The 17,133-nt window shown below is 57.5% G+C and carries 19 protein-coding genes; 9 read left to right on the top strand and 10 right to left on the bottom strand.

Annotated elements, in window-relative coordinates; translation table 11 throughout:
* Nucleotide 1: 1 nt before the first annotated feature.
* The 6 genes from BUC26_RS05780 to BUC26_RS05755 all read right to left on the bottom strand — a co-directional run bounded on the left by BUC26_RS05780 (nt 2) and on the right by BUC26_RS05755 (nt 4,253).
* Nucleotides 2–817, bottom strand: a complete 816-nt coding sequence (locus BUC26_RS05780) for a cytochrome C assembly family protein (protein ID WP_073374182.1) — start codon at nt 815–817, stop codon at nt 2–4.
* Nucleotides 818–835: 18 nt separating this feature from the next.
* The gene (locus BUC26_RS05775; protein ID WP_073374180.1) at nt 836–1,555 is read right to left on the bottom strand and encodes a precorrin-2 dehydrogenase/sirohydrochlorin ferrochelatase family protein; all 720 of its coding nucleotides are present in this window, start codon (nt 1,553–1,555) and stop codon (nt 836–838) included.
* A gap of 15 nt (nt 1,556–1,570) precedes the next feature.
* On the bottom strand, nt 1,571–2,272 hold the full coding sequence (locus BUC26_RS05770) for a class I SAM-dependent methyltransferase (RefSeq protein WP_073374178.1): 702 nt from the start codon (nt 2,270–2,272) through the stop codon (nt 1,571–1,573).
* Between the two features lie 4 nt (nt 2,273–2,276).
* A complete protein-coding gene (locus tag BUC26_RS05765; protein WP_073374176.1) occupies nt 2,277–3,086 on the bottom strand; it encodes an undecaprenyl-diphosphate phosphatase in 810 nt (269 codons plus the stop codon).
* A gap of 262 nt (nt 3,087–3,348) precedes the next feature.
* Nucleotides 3,349–3,555, bottom strand: a complete 207-nt coding sequence (gene extJ, locus BUC26_RS05760; protein ID WP_073374174.1) for a selenite/tellurite reduction operon protein ExtJ — start codon at nt 3,553–3,555, stop codon at nt 3,349–3,351.
* Between the two features lie 200 nt (nt 3,556–3,755).
* Entirely contained in the window at nt 3,756–4,253 is a 498-nt protein-coding gene (locus BUC26_RS05755) for a TlpA family protein disulfide reductase (protein ID WP_073374171.1), read from the bottom strand.
* A gap of 253 nt (nt 4,254–4,506) precedes the next feature.
* Between BUC26_RS05755 and BUC26_RS05750 the strand changes: the two genes are divergently transcribed.
* The 3 genes from BUC26_RS05750 to recO are packed head-to-tail and all read left to right on the top strand — an operon-like array spanning nt 4,507 to nt 7,203.
* A complete protein-coding gene (locus tag BUC26_RS05750; RefSeq protein WP_073374169.1) occupies nt 4,507–5,520 on the top strand; it encodes a SurA N-terminal domain-containing protein in 1,014 nt (337 codons plus the stop codon).
* 57 nt (nt 5,521–5,577) lie between these two features.
* Nucleotides 5,578–6,441: a helix-turn-helix domain-containing protein gene (locus tag BUC26_RS05745; protein WP_073374167.1), complete on the top strand. Its 864-nt coding sequence runs from the start codon at nt 5,578–5,580 to the stop codon at nt 6,439–6,441.
* A 3-nt stretch (nt 6,442–6,444) separates the two neighbouring features.
* Nucleotides 6,445–7,203, top strand: coding sequence for a DNA repair protein RecO (recO, locus tag BUC26_RS05740; protein ID WP_073374165.1), 759 nt, complete (start codon nt 6,445–6,447; stop codon nt 7,201–7,203).
* A gap of 15 nt (nt 7,204–7,218) precedes the next feature.
* On the opposite strand, the gene BUC26_RS05735 is transcribed toward recO, so the two are convergent.
* The 3 genes from BUC26_RS05735 to BUC26_RS05725 form a co-directional block, all read right to left on the bottom strand.
* Nucleotides 7,219–8,139 (bottom strand): biotin--[acetyl-CoA-carboxylase] ligase, encoded by a 921-nt coding sequence (locus BUC26_RS05735; protein ID WP_073374163.1) that lies wholly within the window; start codon nt 8,137–8,139, stop codon nt 7,219–7,221.
* A 67-nt stretch (nt 8,140–8,206) separates the two neighbouring features.
* Entirely contained in the window at nt 8,207–8,860 is a 654-nt protein-coding gene (locus BUC26_RS05730) for a hypothetical protein (RefSeq protein WP_073374161.1), read from the bottom strand.
* Between the two features lie 59 nt (nt 8,861–8,919).
* Nucleotides 8,920–9,441: a hypothetical protein gene (locus BUC26_RS05725; RefSeq protein ID WP_143165920.1), complete on the bottom strand. Its 522-nt coding sequence runs from the start codon at nt 9,439–9,441 to the stop codon at nt 8,920–8,922.
* Nucleotides 9,442–9,746: 305 nt separating this feature from the next.
* Between BUC26_RS05725 and BUC26_RS05720 the strand changes: the two genes are divergently transcribed.
* The 6 genes from BUC26_RS05720 to BUC26_RS05695 all read left to right on the top strand — a co-directional run bounded on the left by BUC26_RS05720 (nt 9,747) and on the right by BUC26_RS05695 (nt 15,302).
* Nucleotides 9,747–12,305: an intermembrane phospholipid transport protein YdbH family protein gene (locus BUC26_RS05720; protein WP_143165919.1), complete on the top strand. Its 2,559-nt coding sequence runs from the start codon at nt 9,747–9,749 to the stop codon at nt 12,303–12,305.
* A gap of 1 nt (nt 12,306) precedes the next feature.
* Nucleotides 12,307–12,510, top strand: a complete 204-nt coding sequence (locus BUC26_RS05715) for a YnbE family lipoprotein (RefSeq protein WP_073374155.1) — start codon at nt 12,307–12,309, stop codon at nt 12,508–12,510.
* 24 nt (nt 12,511–12,534) lie between these two features.
* Nucleotides 12,535–12,906, top strand: coding sequence for a YdbL family probable chaperone protein (locus BUC26_RS05710; RefSeq protein WP_073374153.1), 372 nt, complete (start codon nt 12,535–12,537; stop codon nt 12,904–12,906).
* Between the two features lie 10 nt (nt 12,907–12,916).
* Nucleotides 12,917–13,663 (top strand): carboxy-S-adenosyl-L-methionine synthase CmoA, encoded by a 747-nt coding sequence (cmoA, locus tag BUC26_RS05705; RefSeq protein ID WP_073374151.1) that lies wholly within the window; start codon nt 12,917–12,919, stop codon nt 13,661–13,663.
* A gap of 12 nt (nt 13,664–13,675) precedes the next feature.
* Nucleotides 13,676–14,632, top strand: a complete 957-nt coding sequence (gene cmoB, locus BUC26_RS05700; protein ID WP_073374149.1) for a tRNA 5-methoxyuridine(34)/uridine 5-oxyacetic acid(34) synthase CmoB — start codon at nt 13,676–13,678, stop codon at nt 14,630–14,632.
* A gap of 127 nt (nt 14,633–14,759) precedes the next feature.
* Nucleotides 14,760–15,302 carry a hypothetical protein gene (locus BUC26_RS05695; protein ID WP_073374147.1) on the top strand — a complete coding sequence of 181 codons (543 nt, stop codon included), beginning with the start codon at nt 14,760–14,762 and terminating at the stop codon, nt 15,300–15,302.
* Nucleotides 15,303–15,388: 86 nt separating this feature from the next.
* Here BUC26_RS05695 and BUC26_RS05690 read toward each other — a convergent pair whose 3' ends face one another.
* The gene (locus BUC26_RS05690) at nt 15,389–16,810 is read right to left on the bottom strand and encodes an ATP-binding cassette domain-containing protein (protein WP_084540495.1); all 1,422 of its coding nucleotides are present in this window, start codon (nt 16,808–16,810) and stop codon (nt 15,389–15,391) included.
* Nucleotides 16,811–17,133: the final 323 nt, after the last annotated feature.

Genomic DNA, 17,133 nt, shown 5'->3' with positions numbered 1-17,133 from the left:
ATCAGGTGGTCACCCGCCACAGTGTCAGAATCACGACGATAAAACCGGCGACCATCATGTACGCCGCCCGGCGACCGCGCCAGCCGACGGTAAAACGCAAGTGAATCTGGGCCAGGAAGACCAACCAGATGACCAGCGAACAGACCTCTTTGGGATTCCAGCGCCAATACGTCCCCCAGGCCTGTTTCGACCAGAAAGAACCGGAGATCATACCGAGGCAGAGGAAGACAAAGCCGATCGTCAGACAATGGGAGTTGAGCTGATCAAGTGCGTCAAGCGACGGCAAACGGTTGAAAAAATAGCCGAGCCGTCTGCTCTTCAACTCACGCTCGAGGAGCAAATACATCAGTCCGCCACAGAAAGCAAGCCCGAGGAAGCCATAGGCGATCAGCGAAAACCCGGCATGGACCGGCAGCCACCAGCTGCGCAGTGGCGGCTCGAGCGGGATGACCTCCCGGGAGGCAAAAGAGGCGGCCACCAGCAGGGCAAAAATGAGCAGGGAGACAAACGTGCCAAAGTTCTTGACGGTATAACGCCAGCGAAAAGACAGGTAGGCAGCGGTCGTCGCCCAAGCGAAAAAAACCACCGTTTCATGGTAGGTGGTTACCGGGGTGTTGCCGATCAGCAGATAGCGCGAAACAATGTACAGGGTTTGCGTGATCCAGGAGGCGAACAGCAACCGCCTCGCCCAATCGCGCGCCCGATTGCGCTGGCCGACAAAGAAAGCAAGGTAACACAGGGATGCCGCCAGTGTTATCGCCAGGACACAGAGAAACAAAAACAAATTGAGCTGATGAAACAGCGGCTGTTGGAACATCGGCCGGTCACCTCCTCTTTACTGCTCGGATCGTTCTCGATCAACGAGTTGTCTGACCAATACATCCCCATCGATCCCGGTGGGCAGAACGGTGTGCAAAAGCATGCGCAGGCCATCCCAATCACGCTCTCGAATTGCTTCGAGAATCGGCAGGGCCAGCAGATCATGAAACAGCATCCGGTTACCCGCCGCGTGATCCCCGCCGAGGTCCACCGTCTTGCGGACAGCTGCCATCAATTGGACGAGCAGCGCGTATTCGGGGCCAAATTGCAGGGCCAGCTTGCGTTTCAACAGCGCCGACAGGGCCGGGCTGGCGCCGCCCGTCGAGACAGCCAGCAACAAATCACCGCGCCGCACACGGGCCGGCACGAGAAAAGACGACAACCCCGGATTTTCGGCACTGTTGAGCAACACGTCACGCTGTCTGGCCTGCTCGGCGATTCTGTGCTGAACAGCCGGTATATCAGTAGCGGCAAAGACGAGAAAGACGCCGGTCAGATCATCATCCCGAAAAGCACGCTCAATCAACTCGACCCTGCCTTCTTCTGCCAGTCTCCGAACCTTGCCGCACGATTCGGGGCTGACTACCCGCACCACCGCTCGACTCAGCAACAGTGCTGAAATTTTTCGAGCGGCCACCCGGCCACCGCCGACCACCAGGCACAACCGCCCGGAGATATCAAGATTGACCGGGTACCAGACACGAGACGTCGTTATTGCCTGATCGCTTCCTCCCATCCGTCCTTCCGCCCCTTACTGGTGATCACGCCGACGCTGTAATCGATTCACCAGGATATCGAATGTTTGCCCGTCTCTGGTGAGAGTCTGTTTGCGGCTACCGATGACAAAACGCTGTTGCGCTGCCCGGAGAAAGACCGGCAAGCATTGGCGTCGCACGTCATGAGCCAGATAAACGATGCCATCGGGTTGCAGATAGTTTTCGCATATCCGGAGCAACGGTTCAACGAATTCCTCGCGGAACAAGATCTCCGCCCCGGCAATCACATTAAAACGCTCCATCTTCGGAGGATCAAGCCAATCCAACAAAACGCAACGCACGTCGGTCAAGCCGTTGGCGGCGGCGCTGACTCGCTGAAAATCGATGATGAACTGTTCATAATCGCTCAGCACCACCTGATAGCCGGCGGCCGCGGCCGCCAGGCCGGGGGCCCCCAGCCCGGCGCCCAGTTCAAGCAGCCTCCCGGCGGGCCGATCGGCGGTTGCAACGAGCACCTCGGCAAGCACTCGGGCCGCTTCCCAGAGCCGTGACCAGAACGGAAAACGGGATACGTCGGCGAATGGGTCTCGGCCTTCGAGCAATTCTTCAAGATCGGAAGGCATCAACAGCCGCAGGGTGTGGCCACCGAACCGCTCCCGGGAAAAATGAAGACGGTGACGCTGTTGCAGCTGGTTGAAGAGCATTCGCTCCGATTCGGGCAGCGTTCTGATATCCATGTCGTTACATTTGCAAAAATAAGGTCGTCAGTCCGATACAGGCAACAGCGAGACAATAATAACCGAACCAGGGAAGGCGGTTTTTCCTGATGATGTCAAGCAGTAAAACAATAGCCCCATAACCGGTACCGGCCGCCATCAGCGTCCCGGCGACCATGTAGCCCAGAGCTTGCGTTGACGGAGGGTGACTGATCACTTCACCCGCATGAAGGACAGCCGCTCCGAGAATAGCCGGCAGGGACATCAAGAAAGAAAACCGGGCCGCCGTTTCCCGGTTAATTCCGAGCAGCATTGCCGTGAAAATAGTGGTCCCGGAACGGGACAAGCCGGGGACAATAGCGCAGGCCTGACCGACACCGATCAGCAACGCCCGCCACCAGGTGATCCTGTTGCCTCGGTCGACAAGCCGGGAAGAAAGGATCATCGTCACCCCGGTCACGATCAACATCAGGTAGACCACCAGGATCGAGGCGAAAAGCGTTTCCACGAGACCCTTCATGGTCAAACCGACGATCACCGCGGGAATGGTTGCCACGATGATGGCCGCATCCCAGCGGAGAAAATGCGCCGTCTCGTCGGAGCGACGACCGGTTATCCAGAGCCAGGGGGCGATGATCATTTGCACGATGTCGCGGCGAAACACGATCAACACCGAGACCAGGGTGCCGAGATGCAACATGACATCAAAGACCACGCTCTGACCGGAGAAACCAAGCAGATGTGAACCAAGGACCAGGTGCCCGGAACTCGATACCGGCAGAAATTCGGTCGCGCCCTGGATGAAACCGAGTAACAGGGCCTTGATCAGTTCCACACAGCCGCTCTTTTCCTATGGGAACCTTGAAAAATTGCCATTTCGCCCATTATCATCGCTGCGCAATAAAATTTTATCCTCTGAATATCGTATAGATGCCTGAGAGTTTTTTCATGCCTCGATCTTGAACGAAACTTCGAGTTTTTCAAGCTCCTCTGATTTATCCATAAAAAAATGCCAGGATACACGTCGTCAATAAAAAAGGCCGGCTGACACTCGTCAGCCGACCCTTCAGAATAACGACAATCAGATTGGCTGTCAATCAGCAACCTTCAATGGCGCCCCCTTTCGGCGGAGATACGCGGGGTTTGTCACCGGGCTTCAACTGATCGGCATTTTCGCAGGTCATGGTGACTTTGTCGCCTTCAACTGAATCGACCGTACACTTCAATCGTGCAGCAAAAACGGTACCGGCGGTTGAAGCGACAAACATCAGGGCAAGTACTGCGGCAATAATTCTCTTTTTCATAATAAATCTCCTCTGTGTGCTAATGAGCAATTGCGCCGACCTCCTTGGGTCCAGCCGGCAAAGTATGCTGATCACTGTATCCTTCAGCGTTGCCCGCCTCTTCGGATACATTTCGTCGTCGTTGCTCTACAGCCATTATTTAAGAGCTACCTAACATACCTGTCTTCCTCGCCTTTGTCAAGAACCCTCAACCAGAACTCTCAATCAATAATCTGTTCAAGATCCCGCACCAATACCGTCTGGGGAACATAGCCGGTATATTTTTTCACCACGGTACCGCTCCGATTGACCAAAAATGAAGTCGGTACGCCGTAGACGCCGCCGAAACTGACCGTCAGTGCATCGGTTGCCATCATCACCGGATAGTTGATGTCGCGCTTGGCAACCAGATCACGGACCACTCGCTTTTCCTTATCCACCGACAGCCCGATAACCGAGAAACCGCTCTGGGAGTATGTTTTCTGTAAATCGATCAGGGTGGCTATCTCCTGGATACAGGGAGGGCACCAACTGGCAAAAAAGGTTATCAGCAAAGACTTGCCGGCAAAAATCCCACTGTCGATCTTTTTGCCGCTGGCTACTTCCTCCAGTTTGAAGGCCGGCATTTTCGTCGCCGCCATGGCCGGAACCACCGCGAAGCAGCCGGCGACCAGGAACCAGAGTGATACGCCAGCTGCATAAAAGATCCGTTTAGACATGGTAAAATCCCCTTATCTTATGTATCATTGCGCCAGTGATGGCTCTTTTTAAGCCGCCTCTTAATTGTAATGCATCGACGACCGACCGTAAATAAGGTTTTGGTAAAATACTTGAACAAGGCACCCGGCTTCTGCTATTATCTCACTTTTTCTCCCCGGGCCTTGGGCTGCGAATTGACCGCCGCTCCACTACAGCACCGATAATTCACGGTCCCTGTTTCATTAACCCATACGACCCATCACGGGATAGAGCATGAGATTGTTTGCCATCATATCACCGTTTTTTGTCATCGCCTGCTGTCTCGTCGTACTCGGCACTACTGCAACCGACTGCGCATCCGAGATAATCGACAAGGTTGTCGCGCAGGTAAACGATGACGTCATCACCCTGTCGGAACTCGAAGAGGAAGGCGGACCGCTTTTTGCCAAAATCAGGCGAGAGGCCCCTGCCGACGAGCGGCAGGAAGCTCTCGAAATGGTCCGAGACCAGGTGCTCAACGCTCTCGTCAACCGCAAACTGATCGCCCAGGAAGCAGCCAAACAGGGCATTTCCGTAAGCGATCAGGAAGTGGATGAAGCGTTCAATCAGGTCCTTGCCGCCAATGGTGCCACTCGCGAGGAGTTTCTCGGAGAGCTCGAACAAAACGGTATCGGCGAACAGACGTATCGCCGGAACCTGAAGAGCCAACTCCTGCAGAACAAACTGCTGATGCTGGCGGTCCGCTCGAAGATTCTTATCACCGACGACATGGTCCTCGATTATTACCATGACGAGTACACGAAAAACGTCGCCGAAGGAAGCTTCTATCTGCTGCAGATCGGGGTCGGTTGGGACGAGCCGGAAACTGCTCAGCAATCGACGGCGGCGTTGTACCAGGCCAAGCTCGATGCCCGAAAACGGGCTGAGCGCATCCATAAACTGGCACTGGCCGGACAGGATTTTCGTGATCTGGCGCGCCGCTTCTCCGATCTGCCTTCAGCCGAGGAAGGCGGCGATATCGGTGTTTTCGCCGAGGATGAGATGGCCGACTACATGAAAACGGCGGTAGCCGATCTCAAGCCCGGGGATATCAGTGATATTGTGGAGACCCCATTCGGCTATCAGTTTTTTCAACTGCTTTCCGGCGGCAGCGGCGGCATTGTCAGTAAAGCTCCCTATGAAACAGTGAAAGAACAGATCAGGGAAGAGCTTTATCGTGAGACGATGCAGGAAGAATATGAAGCCTGGCTGAAACGACTCAGGGAAGCGGCCTATATCAGGAAATAACGGCACCAAAGCGGCGTCACAGCCGCTCGCCGTCACCAACGGAACAGGGACCACGCTATGGAAAACCGCATCGACGACAACGACCGGGAAAGCATCGGGGCACTGTTCAGAAGATTACGCCTGGAGCGGTCTCTGGAGATTGCCGATGTCGCAGCAGAGACCCGGATCACACCGGAAATCATCAGGGCCATGGAAGCCGATGATTTCACAGCACTGCCGCCTCTGGCCTTTGCTCGTGGCTTTTACGGGCTCTACGCGGCAATGCTCGGCCTGGACCAGGAAGAAATCATCCAGCGCTTCAGTGACGAGTACAAACGAACCGATACCGTGACCAAGAGCGGCGGCCTGACCGCACCGAGCTGGCAGGAACGACATGTCGGCAGCATGGCCTCGCCACCCTCCTATTCTTTCGGTACCATTTTCGGTATCGGCTTGCTGATCGTTCTGCTGATCGCCGCCGGTATCAGCTGGTATGCCGGCTATAATCCTGCCAGCCAAGCGAGCAAATGGCTCCGGGGATTTCAGCAGCCGCCGGCCGAACAGAGTGTTACCGCCGACCAGCAAACCCCGCAGCCGCAAGCGTTACCGAACAAACCGGCTCCGGCCGGGGAGGCGGGCGTGGCCCCATCCGAACCACTGGTACCACCGGCGACCACCCCGCTGGCGGAAGGCTACCGCTACCTGCTGGTAGCCGAATTCCAGGAAGACGCAACGATTTCCATCGCCATTGACGACCAGACAAAAGAAACCGTTTCCCTCTCCCGGGGCACCATCAGAACCTGGCAAGCGCGTGAATCAATCGGCCTGGAACTGCCGGCCGAAACCGCTGTGCGACTCTTTCTCAATGGCATCACTCTGCCGCTTCCGCCGGCAACGGATGGGACGATCTCTCTGACCATTCCGGAGTATCTGCTCGACTGACCGATGCCCACGCTGTGCGCCGCTGTTCCAGCAGTTGTACTCGATTGTCTCGATCACGGCGAATCAGATAAAATCGTCACCTTTTTCTGCCGTGATATCGGGAAACTGTCGGCAATCGCCAAAGGGGCTCACCGCAGCAAAAAACGCTTCGTCAACAAGCTCGAACTATTCTCCTTCCTGCAGATCACCTGCAGCCAATCGGCACCCGACAGACTCGCGGTTCTTACCGAGGCCGATCTGATCAACGGCTTTATCGGGCTGCGCCAAGCCTTTACCGCCTACCAGGCGGCCTCGATCGTCAGAGAATTCATCCTGCTGGCCAGCGGCGAAAAACAGCGGGACGACCAATTATTCCAGCTGCTGCTCTGGACGCTGCATGCACTGAACAACAAAGACGGACAGAAAGCGGTCATCGCCTTGTTTCTGATCAAACTGTTTGACTGTATCGGCTATCGTCCCGACGTTTCGCTCTGCCAAAGGTGCGGCACCCCGTGGCCTTCCGGACAGCAGGGACTGTTCAGTCCACTGACCGGCGGCCTGATCTGCCCTGTCTGCCTGGCCGTCGGAGAGACTGGCGGCAGACGATTGTCGGCAGGCACTATTCAGACCATTGCCATGGTCCAACGACAACCGCCGACCCGACTCAACCGCTGCAAAATCGGCAGGGCCGTCCTCACCGAAACCCTCGACTGTATGCACCAGTATGGCAGGCACCTTTTCCAGCGGGAACTCACCTCCTGGAAGTGGCTGCCGCCGGACTGAGAGGCAACAGAGCGTTCACATCAGATAGCGGATCTCACCGCTATGCTCGACAATCCTGCTGCCATCCGTCAACGTGAGACAGAGGCCGCCCTCGTTGTCAATTCCGGTAACCACCGCCCGGTATTGCGGCCGACTGATCACATCGAAGCCGTAGACCACGCTTCGTCCGAGCGAATCGCTCAACTCCCGCCAACGAAGCAGCAACGGGTGAGCGGCGCCAGCATCGATACGCTGGCCCAGCACATGATCTTCGTGATAATAAAGGAGTCCGATATTAAACGTCAAAGCGGCCAGAAATCGGCAACCGAATTCACTGAGATCAACCGCGGTTCCTGCCGCCAGGCTGAGCGAGGTGGCATCATCGCGCAATTCTTCGGGAAAGGATTCGTTATTTACATTGATACCGAAACCGATCAGGCAAAATTCCTCCCCGGACCCCTCACCGATAAAGCTCTCGCAGAGAAACCCGCCGACTTTGCGGCCACCGATCAGTACGTCGTTGATCCAGCGGACGGTCGCGGCCGGACAATAGTCACGCACTGCCTCGCAGCAGGCGATCCCGGCCACCATGGGCAGCAACCGAAACGAAGGGGGCAGAAGGGTGTTGACGACAACCAGCGTACCCCACAGGCCGCCTGGGGGGGCGTGCCAGCTCCGGGCAAAGCGCCCACGGGAACCGGTCAGTGAATCGGCGATAATGGTCGTCCCCGAAACCACAGACTCGCCAGCCCGCTCCCGTACCGCGATCTGCTCGCGAGCCAGAAGCATGGCCCGTTCCAGACGCTTGTGACGCTCAATGACGCTGCCGACAAAAGCGCCATAACGCATAATCTCGTCGGCTGCACGGCCCAGGGGCCCGCTGCGACGCGCCGGCAACTCGACATCTCGACAATAGGAACGAAGACGGGCGGCGGTGAGACCGACTGTTGACGTCATGCCCGATCGACAGGAACAGTACTCGGCCGTATCGATTTCCGCGGCGGCTGGCGACCCTCCCGGGCCATCAGATATTATCCCACTCGGCTTTGACCCGGGTAATCACTTTCTGGATGAGCGGCACTTTGTCGGCACCGCAGACGCCGATCAACGGCTCTCCCTGATCGACCGAGATCCCGGGCTCGAAATAGACCGAATGGATAACGCCCTCCTCGCCGGCGTAATAAACCGGTGTATCCCGTTTCATCAGCGACATAGTCAGAATTTCGTCGCCGGGCTTGATGATGACCGAACGTGCCCCCTTTTTATCGATCCGGGACTGAACATCCAGGGCAAAAAAATATTTGGCTTTCTCCGGCGCCCTGAACAGATAGAGCACTTCTTTCAGAATATTTTCAATGATATCCTTTTTTTTCAGCGGGTAACGAATCGTCATCAACTTTTCCCCGGCCTCGACGAAGCAGCCCTCCAGTTCCGCCTTGAGCTCCGAAACGATACCGGTAATCGGCGAACAGAGCGGCTTACGGTTTTTTTCCCGAGTTATCTCAAAGAGCGTCGTACCCGGGATATGCTGCCACTCGCCACTCGGTGCGTCGACGGCCTGTCCCTTATCAACCCGATAGTTGATCACCCCGGTGTGCGGCGCCCGCACCTGGATATAGTTGTAGGGATCGGAGCGGTACTTGGCGAGTATTTCATCAAAATCAATCTCGTTTGACATAGCTGTCCAGCGTTCTCTGCACGTTCTTCCCAAGCCCCTTGCTTCGCGGAAGAACCTGGTTAATGGTGATGTCGATTTTGCTCATGAACCACGAGCGGTCGGGCCGGGCCATGGATATCGACAATCCGGCAGGTCACGGTCGCAGGGTCCACCAGAGGGGAGACATAGCTTTGTTTTTCCAGCACATAGCTCTCTTCGCTGCGAGCCGGCACCGTGTCGTAGATCACCCAGCGGTCGACGCCTCGCCGCTCGCCGAAGCGATCGAAGAGCTCACAGTCGATAGCCGGATCGCGCAACTGGCGATCGCCGTTATTTGCCACGGTGAAGACGGCTTGCACCCGGTTGCCGATCTGATGCAGATCAAGACGATAATCGACGAGTTCCAACTGATCACCGATCGTCGCGACGCGCGGTCCCGGCACGACGCTCTGCTCGAGCAACCCGACGACATCCGGCGCCTCGGCAACGCGTTTGATCCCGTAACTGACGAGAAACAGGATCACCAGGCAGAGGACGATATTAGCTCCCAGTTTCAAGTGATTATCAGACCGGCGCGAAGAAGTTTCGGGCGATTCCATCATATCCTCCTTGACAGAAGGTTAGGCGATCAGGCAACAACCGGGGCATCTCTCCGAGGCGCAGCCACTGCCATGTGCTCTGACACCGTGGTGTTGCCATCATCCCGTCAGCGTAGCTTTATACTTACATATCTACCCGATGGCAACCCAATTTTCCAGCACTTCCGGGCTGTCGAAACCGCGTCCGAGACGATTGCCGGGATACATTTTATCTAGGCATTTTGGGCCGATTCATATACGCTGAAAGCGGCATCGTCGATGTTGTCGGTCATCTTCGAGCTCTCTATCAACGCATCACTGAAAAGGCCATGTCAAAATTACTCCGCCGACTGGCCGCCGCCCTGGCTCTTGCTGCGGTCGCCGTCGCCCTGCTTTTTCTGCTGCTCCCCTTCGCGCTGAATACCTGGCTGCTGCCCGCGCTGCTCGATGATCTACCGGACAGTGAGCGGATATTGAGCGTCAACCGGCTCACCCCGTTTTCTGCAAGCGGCACCCTGCACCTCGGCGAGCCTGAGAAACCGGGCATTGCCGTTCCCCGTTTGGTTCTGACATTTTCACCGCTGGAATTGCTCAAAAAACGGCTCCGCTCGATGACCATCGATCATGCTGTGCTGCATCTTTATCGTAGTGATGATCGCATCATCATACCGGGGCTCTCTTCGGCAGGCACCGTAAAAGATAGTCGATCTACCGTCGCCCCACTCGCCTTACCCCTTATCGTCGATCATCTGATAATCAAACAATGCAGCCTGGTCCTGCACGAAAATGGGCGAACACCGTTGCGGCTGAGTGTATCGGCAGATTTGACCATTTCCTCGACACGCGACGGTAACGCCACGTACCGACTGGAAACGGCAGCCGGACGGTTTGCCCTTGCCGATCTGATCCTGGCTCGCGGCACGGCGGATCTCAGCGCCGTCGACGACGGATACCTGCTGTCGCTGGACCTGGAGCACGCCGAGGGCGAGGTACCGGCACGCTTTGTTCCGCCGTCGTTGCAGGGATCACGGCTCGGTCCCGTGAACGCCACGCTCTCCCTGGCGCTGGCAGAGGATCTCAGATCATCGACTGCACTCGACCTGCGGGCCTCCTTCACCCAGCCGTCTCTGACGGTCGGTCCGCTGAAGGTGACGGGCGCCGAAGAGAGCGGTACGGTCCGACTGAGCGTGAACGGCACGCCGTCCGCCCTGTACTACGAACTCTCTCCGCTGCTCCTTTCTTCACCGGCTTTGAGACTGGCAGCAACGCCGCGCGGCTCCCTGTCCGTCGGCCAAGACGGCATCACCCTGACCGGCGAGGTCGATATGGTGGCGACACGGGCCGCGGAGCGTCTTGCCTCGACCGTATCCTGGCGCGGCAGCCGGCAATCGGACGGCAGCTGGCAGCTGGCTATCGACGGCCGGGCAGGCGACCAAAAACCGCTGACAATCCCCGGCGTGCCAGCGACCATCACCGTGCCGGCAGCGAATCTGCACGCCGATCTGACGGGGCGCCCCCACCACCTGTCGGCCCGCATCGACCTGGAACTTCCACAAATCGAGCTGATCCACGATGCCATCACGACGAACCTCTCCGGTACCACCGTTCGGCTGCTCGTTGAGCACCGCGACGACGAGACCAGCGGGGACCTGCATGGCGCAGTGAACCGGGTGTTGCTGCCCGGGCAAGCTATGGAACTCGGTGGCCTCGAACTGAAGCTGCCATACATCCTTGCCCCGCCCGATACGACCGGCGACGAGGTTCCCCGTGCCGGCTCGCTTGCCATCGGTTCCATCAGCAGGCAGGATACGTTGCTGGGCGATTTTAGCGCAACGCTCCATCAACGCTCTGCCCGGATCGATCTGGATGGCGCTCTGCAGGCTGCCTTCCCGCCCCGGCCCAGATTGTACCTAACCGGTTCGGTCCGGCCGGCCGCCGGGACGTTCGAACTATCCTGGCAGCTGCCGTCGACTGCCGTCGATGCCGCACTGTTGCCGAACATCGCCGGAATCCCGAAACAACTCGGTTTTACCGGCACCCTGACGGCGGACGGCTCGCTGCAGCGACACGCCGGCCGCCTGGGCGGCTTGCTGACGGCTTCGCTTCGCGACGGAACCTTGACGCAGGACGAGCGCCGTCTCAACATTTCCGACCTCGACTGTTCCTTGACGCTGCCGCACCTGCCGGAGATCCGTTCGGCACCAAGTCAGCGGTGCACCGCCGCCCGGATCGATATCGGGAACTTGCATTTTGGTGCTGCCGATATCAGCTATCGCCTGGAAGACCTGCGCACTCTCTTTATCGAGAAAAGCCGGGTCGACTGGTGCCGGGGAACTCTGGAATCGAGCAGTGTCCGGCTTTCGACGATCAATCCGGAGATCGATACCGTCCTCTACTCGAGCCGCATCAATTTCGCCGAATTGCTCAACCAGTTCGGCTTCGACCAGACCGAGGGCGACGGTGCCCTCAACGGCAAACTGCCGGTCAAATGGTCTGGCGACCAACTCCACATCGATGACGGTTTTCTGTTTTCGACCCCCGGAGCAGGTGGTATAGTACAATTCACCAACACCGACCTGCTTCGTCAGGGAATCGGCACCGTGCAACAGGCCGGCTCCCTCGGCTACTCGCTGAAAGCGCTCGAGGACTTCGCCTACAACTGGTCAAGACTGTCGTTCAACAGTTTCGGGGACGAGTTGCTGCTCACCATGGAACTCGACGGCCGGCCGCGCACGCCGTTGCCCTATGCGTTCAAAAACGGGGCGCTTGTTGAAGCACAACAGGGAAAGCTGGACTACCCGATCAGACTGGATATCAATCTGCGTCTGCCGCTGGCCGAGTTGCTGCGGGTCGGCTACGACGTCAAATCGATCATGGGAAACAAATGATATGAAACGGTGTCATGCCTTCCTGCTGCTGACTGGTGCGGCCTTGTCCGGGTTGCTGCTGTCATGCACCAGACACGAGGTCGAAGTCAAGCCGGTGGAAATCAAACCGATCCACATCACTATCGACGTCAATGTCAAAGTTGACCGGGCCCTCGACGATTTCTTCAGTGATATCGACGAGGCCGCCGAGGACGTCAGCCAATAACCCCATCCGAACCGGAGGTCTTGCATGCGTTGCCGACACTGCACCGCCATCATTTTCACGTTCCTGATGACCCTGCTCTGGTGTGCCGCACCAGCCACGTCCGCCTCGATCAAAGACCGGATGACAGCGCGGATACCAACGATTATCGCCCTGAAAGACCAAGGTGTGATCGGAGAGAACGCCCAGGGATACCTCGAATATCGCACCGGCAACAAGCCTGATCAGCAGGTGGTTGAGGCCGAAAACAAGGATCGCCGGCTCGTCTACGCCCAAATTGCCAAGAACCAGGGGGTCGACATCGCTCTGGTCGGTCAGCGACGAGCCAAACAGATCGCCGAAAAGGGCAGTCGGGGACACTGGTTCCGCGCCGCCGACGGCACATGGTACCAGAAATAATAACCTTGCCATGTCGTCGTTTTCATCCCCACCTGCCGACCGATTGTATCGTACTGACACCGTACCCGAGGATTTTGCCTTCAGCGACCGGGTCGTCGAAGTCTTCGACGATATGCTCGACCGTTCGGTTCCGTTTTACCAGGAGGTGATCAAGGCAACCGCTCACCTGCTTCGTCGCCACTTGCAGCCGGGAGACACCGTCTGCGATCTCGGCTGCTCCACCGGCGCCTCGCTGATACAAATAGCCAGGCTTCTCGAAGGACGGGATCTGCGTCTGGTAGGCATCGACAGTTCACCGGCGATGCTGGAAAAGGCCCGGCTTAAAGCGGAAATGTATGGTCGGCAACACACCATCGACTTTTGCTTGGAAGACATCACCCGGATACAGCGCCCCGGGACCGCGGCCTTTGTCGTCAACTATACGCTGCAATTCATCAGGCCGCTGCTGCGGCCGGCCCTTGCTGAGAGATTGTTTGCCAATCTCCGACCCGGCGGACTGCTGATCGTCAGTGAAAAGACGATCCTGCCGGACGGTCGCCTGAACCGCAGTTTTATCGACATCTATCACGACCTGAAGCGGGAGCGCGGATATTCCGAGCTGGAAATCGCCCGCAAACGAGAAGCCCTGGAAAATATCCTGATCCCGTTTTCCGTCGAAGAAAATATCGCCCTCTTCGCCAACGCCGGGTTCCAACCGGTGACCCCCTTTTTCCAATGGTTTAACTTTTGCTCCCTCGTCGCCTGTAAACCGGCCTGAGCGGATACCGGTATGGATTATCTCGACCGACTACCCGCCACTGTTCGGCGTGCCGACATCGAGGCCGTCCTGCGAGACCGGCACCAATGGGCGGGCCAGCAGAAGAAGGGATTTCTCAGATACCGCCGGCCCGCAGAATTTCTCGCCCGTTTCCGGGCCGAAAACGTTGACTGCAGCGAGGGCGTGGTACACATCGGTCATGCCGACGAGGTGTCACCGCCAATTCGGCAACAGATCAAGGACCAGCTCAAGGCCTTCATGCCCTGGCGGAAAGGGCCGTTTTCCGTCTTCGGCATCGAGATCGACGCCGAATGGCGCAGCGAACGCAAGTGGCGCCGAGTCCTTCCCGCCCTACCCGACCTGTCCGGCGCGGTGGTTGCCGATATCGGGTGCAACAACGGCTATTACCTGTTTCGCCTGAGTTCCCATCAGCCGCTGCTGGCTCTTGGCTTCGAACCATCGGTCCACCATTATTTCTGTTTCCAGGCCCTCAACGCCATGGCCGGTTGTACCAACCTGGCCGCCGACCTGCTCGGCGTCGAACAAATTGGTTTATTTCCGGAAACCTTTGATCTCGTCCTGCTGATGGGGATTATCTATCATCGCTCCTCACCGATCGATGCCCTGCGGGATATCAACGCCGCCCTGAAGCCCGGCGGTCGCTTGATCGTCGAGTCCCAAGCCATCCCCGGCGACGATCCGATAGCCCTGTTCCCGCAAAAAACCTACGCCAAGGTTCCCGGCACCTATTTCGTGCCGACCGGCGCCTGCCTGGTCAATTGGCTGCGTCGTGCCGGTTTTTCGGCAGTGGAGCTGTTTGACGCACACCCGATGAGTTCGGCCGAACAGCGGCGCACCGAGTGGATGGTCTTTGAATCGTTTGAGGACTTCATCGATCAAAGCGATCCGTCCAAGACTGTAGAAGGCTACCCCGCCCCATGGCGGGTCTTTCTCAGCGCGGAAAAATGATAACCGCAAAAAAGAGGGGAAAAAGGTATCCGGTCGCCACCGCACGGTTGCCTTTCTCCACAGCTGTATTATAGAATCGAGACCGATGCATAGCTGATTTTTGTCAAACATCAACGAGGGACATCCCATGAATCCTGAAAACTGCACGCTCTACAGCGGCGGCCTGAAAGGCGCCGAAACCGTCTTCGGTGAAACCGCCGAGAAGTTCAAGGTCAATGAAGTCATCTACACCTTTGAGGGCCACAAACTGTCCCGGGACAAAAACACCCGGATCCTGACCGAGGAAGAACTCGAACGGGGTGACATCAGCATGGAACTTGCATCCCGTATGATGCACCGAACCTACTATGAGACAGAGAAGATCCGTAGGGTCCTGCAGACCATTTTCCACATGGTCAACAGCGGTTATCAGGTATTCGTCATCGGCAGCATCCAGGATGACGGTTCGGTAAAAGGTGGGACCGGCTGGGCCGTACAGCTGGCCAAGATTTTCAATCGCCCCCTGCATGTCTTCGATCAACCGAAAGAAAAGTGGTACACCTGGAAAGACGGCTGGCAGGAAGACCAGCCCCATATCAAATACGATACCTTCGTCGGCTCCGGGACCAGATATCTCAGCGACGCGGGTCGGGCCGCTATTGAAAAGCTGTTTGATGACAGCTTCGCCTAACCGCGCCCTCGTCTCGGCAACAGGCAGCGTCACCGGCCAGAGCCGAGCATTGCCTGTCGACCGTTCGCCGATCGGCGGCAGCAGGCTCAACCCAGTTCGAGATGGTTCCGAAAAAAAGGCCGGAATTCGTCCTGCCGATGGCTGACATAGAGAATCGTGCTGATCTGCCGCGCCGCGATCGTTTCTAGAAAATCAAGCAGCGTGGCGCGGTTGCGATCATCCAGCCCCTGGGTCGGCTCGTCGAGAACCAGTAATTTCGGTAGCTTGATCAAGGCACGGGCAATCAGGATAAGGCGCTGTTCCCCGTAGCCCAGCCGCCGGAACGGTGTTTTTTCCCGATCGCTCAGGCCGATCTCGGCAAGCCATGAACGGGCCTGCCGCCGTTGTTGCGCAGTCGGTTTGTTATAGAGGCCTATTGAATCGAAAAAACCGGAAACAATCACCTGCAGGACATTGCCCGGCAGATAATGCTCGCGGTGCAGCGCCGGGCTGACGATACCCATCTCTTTCTTCAACTGCCAGATCGACTCGCCGCTTCCGCGCCGAATGCCGAACAGGTACAACTCGTTGGTATAGCAATCGGGATGATCGCCGGTAATCAGGGCCAGCAGGGTTGACTTGCCGGCCCCGTTCGGGCCGCTGACTAATGTATGCTGGCCGGTTTGAACGGTCAGATCGAGACCGGAAAAAATGTTTTTTCCACCATAACCGGCATGGCCTCCGACCAGTCTGACCAGCGTTTCCGGCTCTCCGGCCGTATCCTCACCCGCTCCGGCACCAAGCAATTGTACCCAGCTGCCGGCCGCCTCGGCTGCAGCTATGGCCTGTTCAACGTCGCCGCGCTCTCCCTGCAGCACCATGACGCCCCCTTCGATCACCGCCAGGTGGGTACACCAGATCGGTATATCGGCCCGACTGGTGAGTGCGAGCATGATGCCGAACCCCTCCTGGAGCAACTCCGTCATGGTTCGATCGAAGTCCCGGCAGGCTTTCCGGTCCAGGCCGTCGTAAGGATTTTCCACGAGCAGATAGCGGGCGCCACGACTGATTGCCGACAGCAGCAGCAGCTTTCTGCTCTCCCCGGAACTGAGCTGGCGATACCCTCGATCAAGCACATGATCGAGTCGAAAGAGCCGGATCAACTCATCGGTCCGGGCACCGGGCTGGAGAAACGCGCGAGCCGGAGTGCCGGGGTCGATTTTATCGAGAAATTCCGAATCATCCCGCCGCAGCTCTTGTTCAAATAATTCCTGCTGACCACGGAAACTGACGACGGCCAGGTTGTCGGGCAGTTTGAACACTTCCGCCGTGAACGTTTCCTCGCTGCCGGCGAGCAGAGACACAAATCGATCGACACCAGAGCGGGTACCGCCGAGAACGCACCAGGCTTGTCCAGCTGCCGCATCGAAGCGCTCGACGGTCAATTCATCCAGCACGACCCGGCGCAGCTCAACGCCACCGTTTCGGGCGTCTGTCGTTTCTTCTTGGGGGGATAATCGCTTTATCATGGCCAGTTGCTCTACCATAACGGCCGGCCGAAAACAACTCCGGTCGACAACGTGCCGTTCATTTTTGCTTCACCGTTCGTGGCACCGCACGGAGAGAACCACATTCCCGGATCCGCACTGACGACTGACAACGACCAATCGCCATCGCTCAATTCTGCTGATGAAAATCGGTATCCCCGGGCGATCGGCTTGATTCTTCTGTCGGCTTGATTCTTCTTGACGAAAAGCGCTAATCCGAGTTATATGTTGGCGTTTTATCTTGACGAAACAAAGATCGGCTCACCCCTGCTGCCACCGCCAAGAACGATTTCGAGCCATCGGGT

Source organism: Desulfofustis glycolicus DSM 9705 (assembly GCF_900130015.1).
GTDB lineage: Bacteria > Desulfobacterota > Desulfobulbia > Desulfobulbales > Desulfocapsaceae > Desulfofustis > Desulfofustis glycolicus.
The sequence above is the reverse complement of the archived record's forward strand: the minus strand, read 5'-3'. Positions and strand labels throughout refer to the sequence as shown.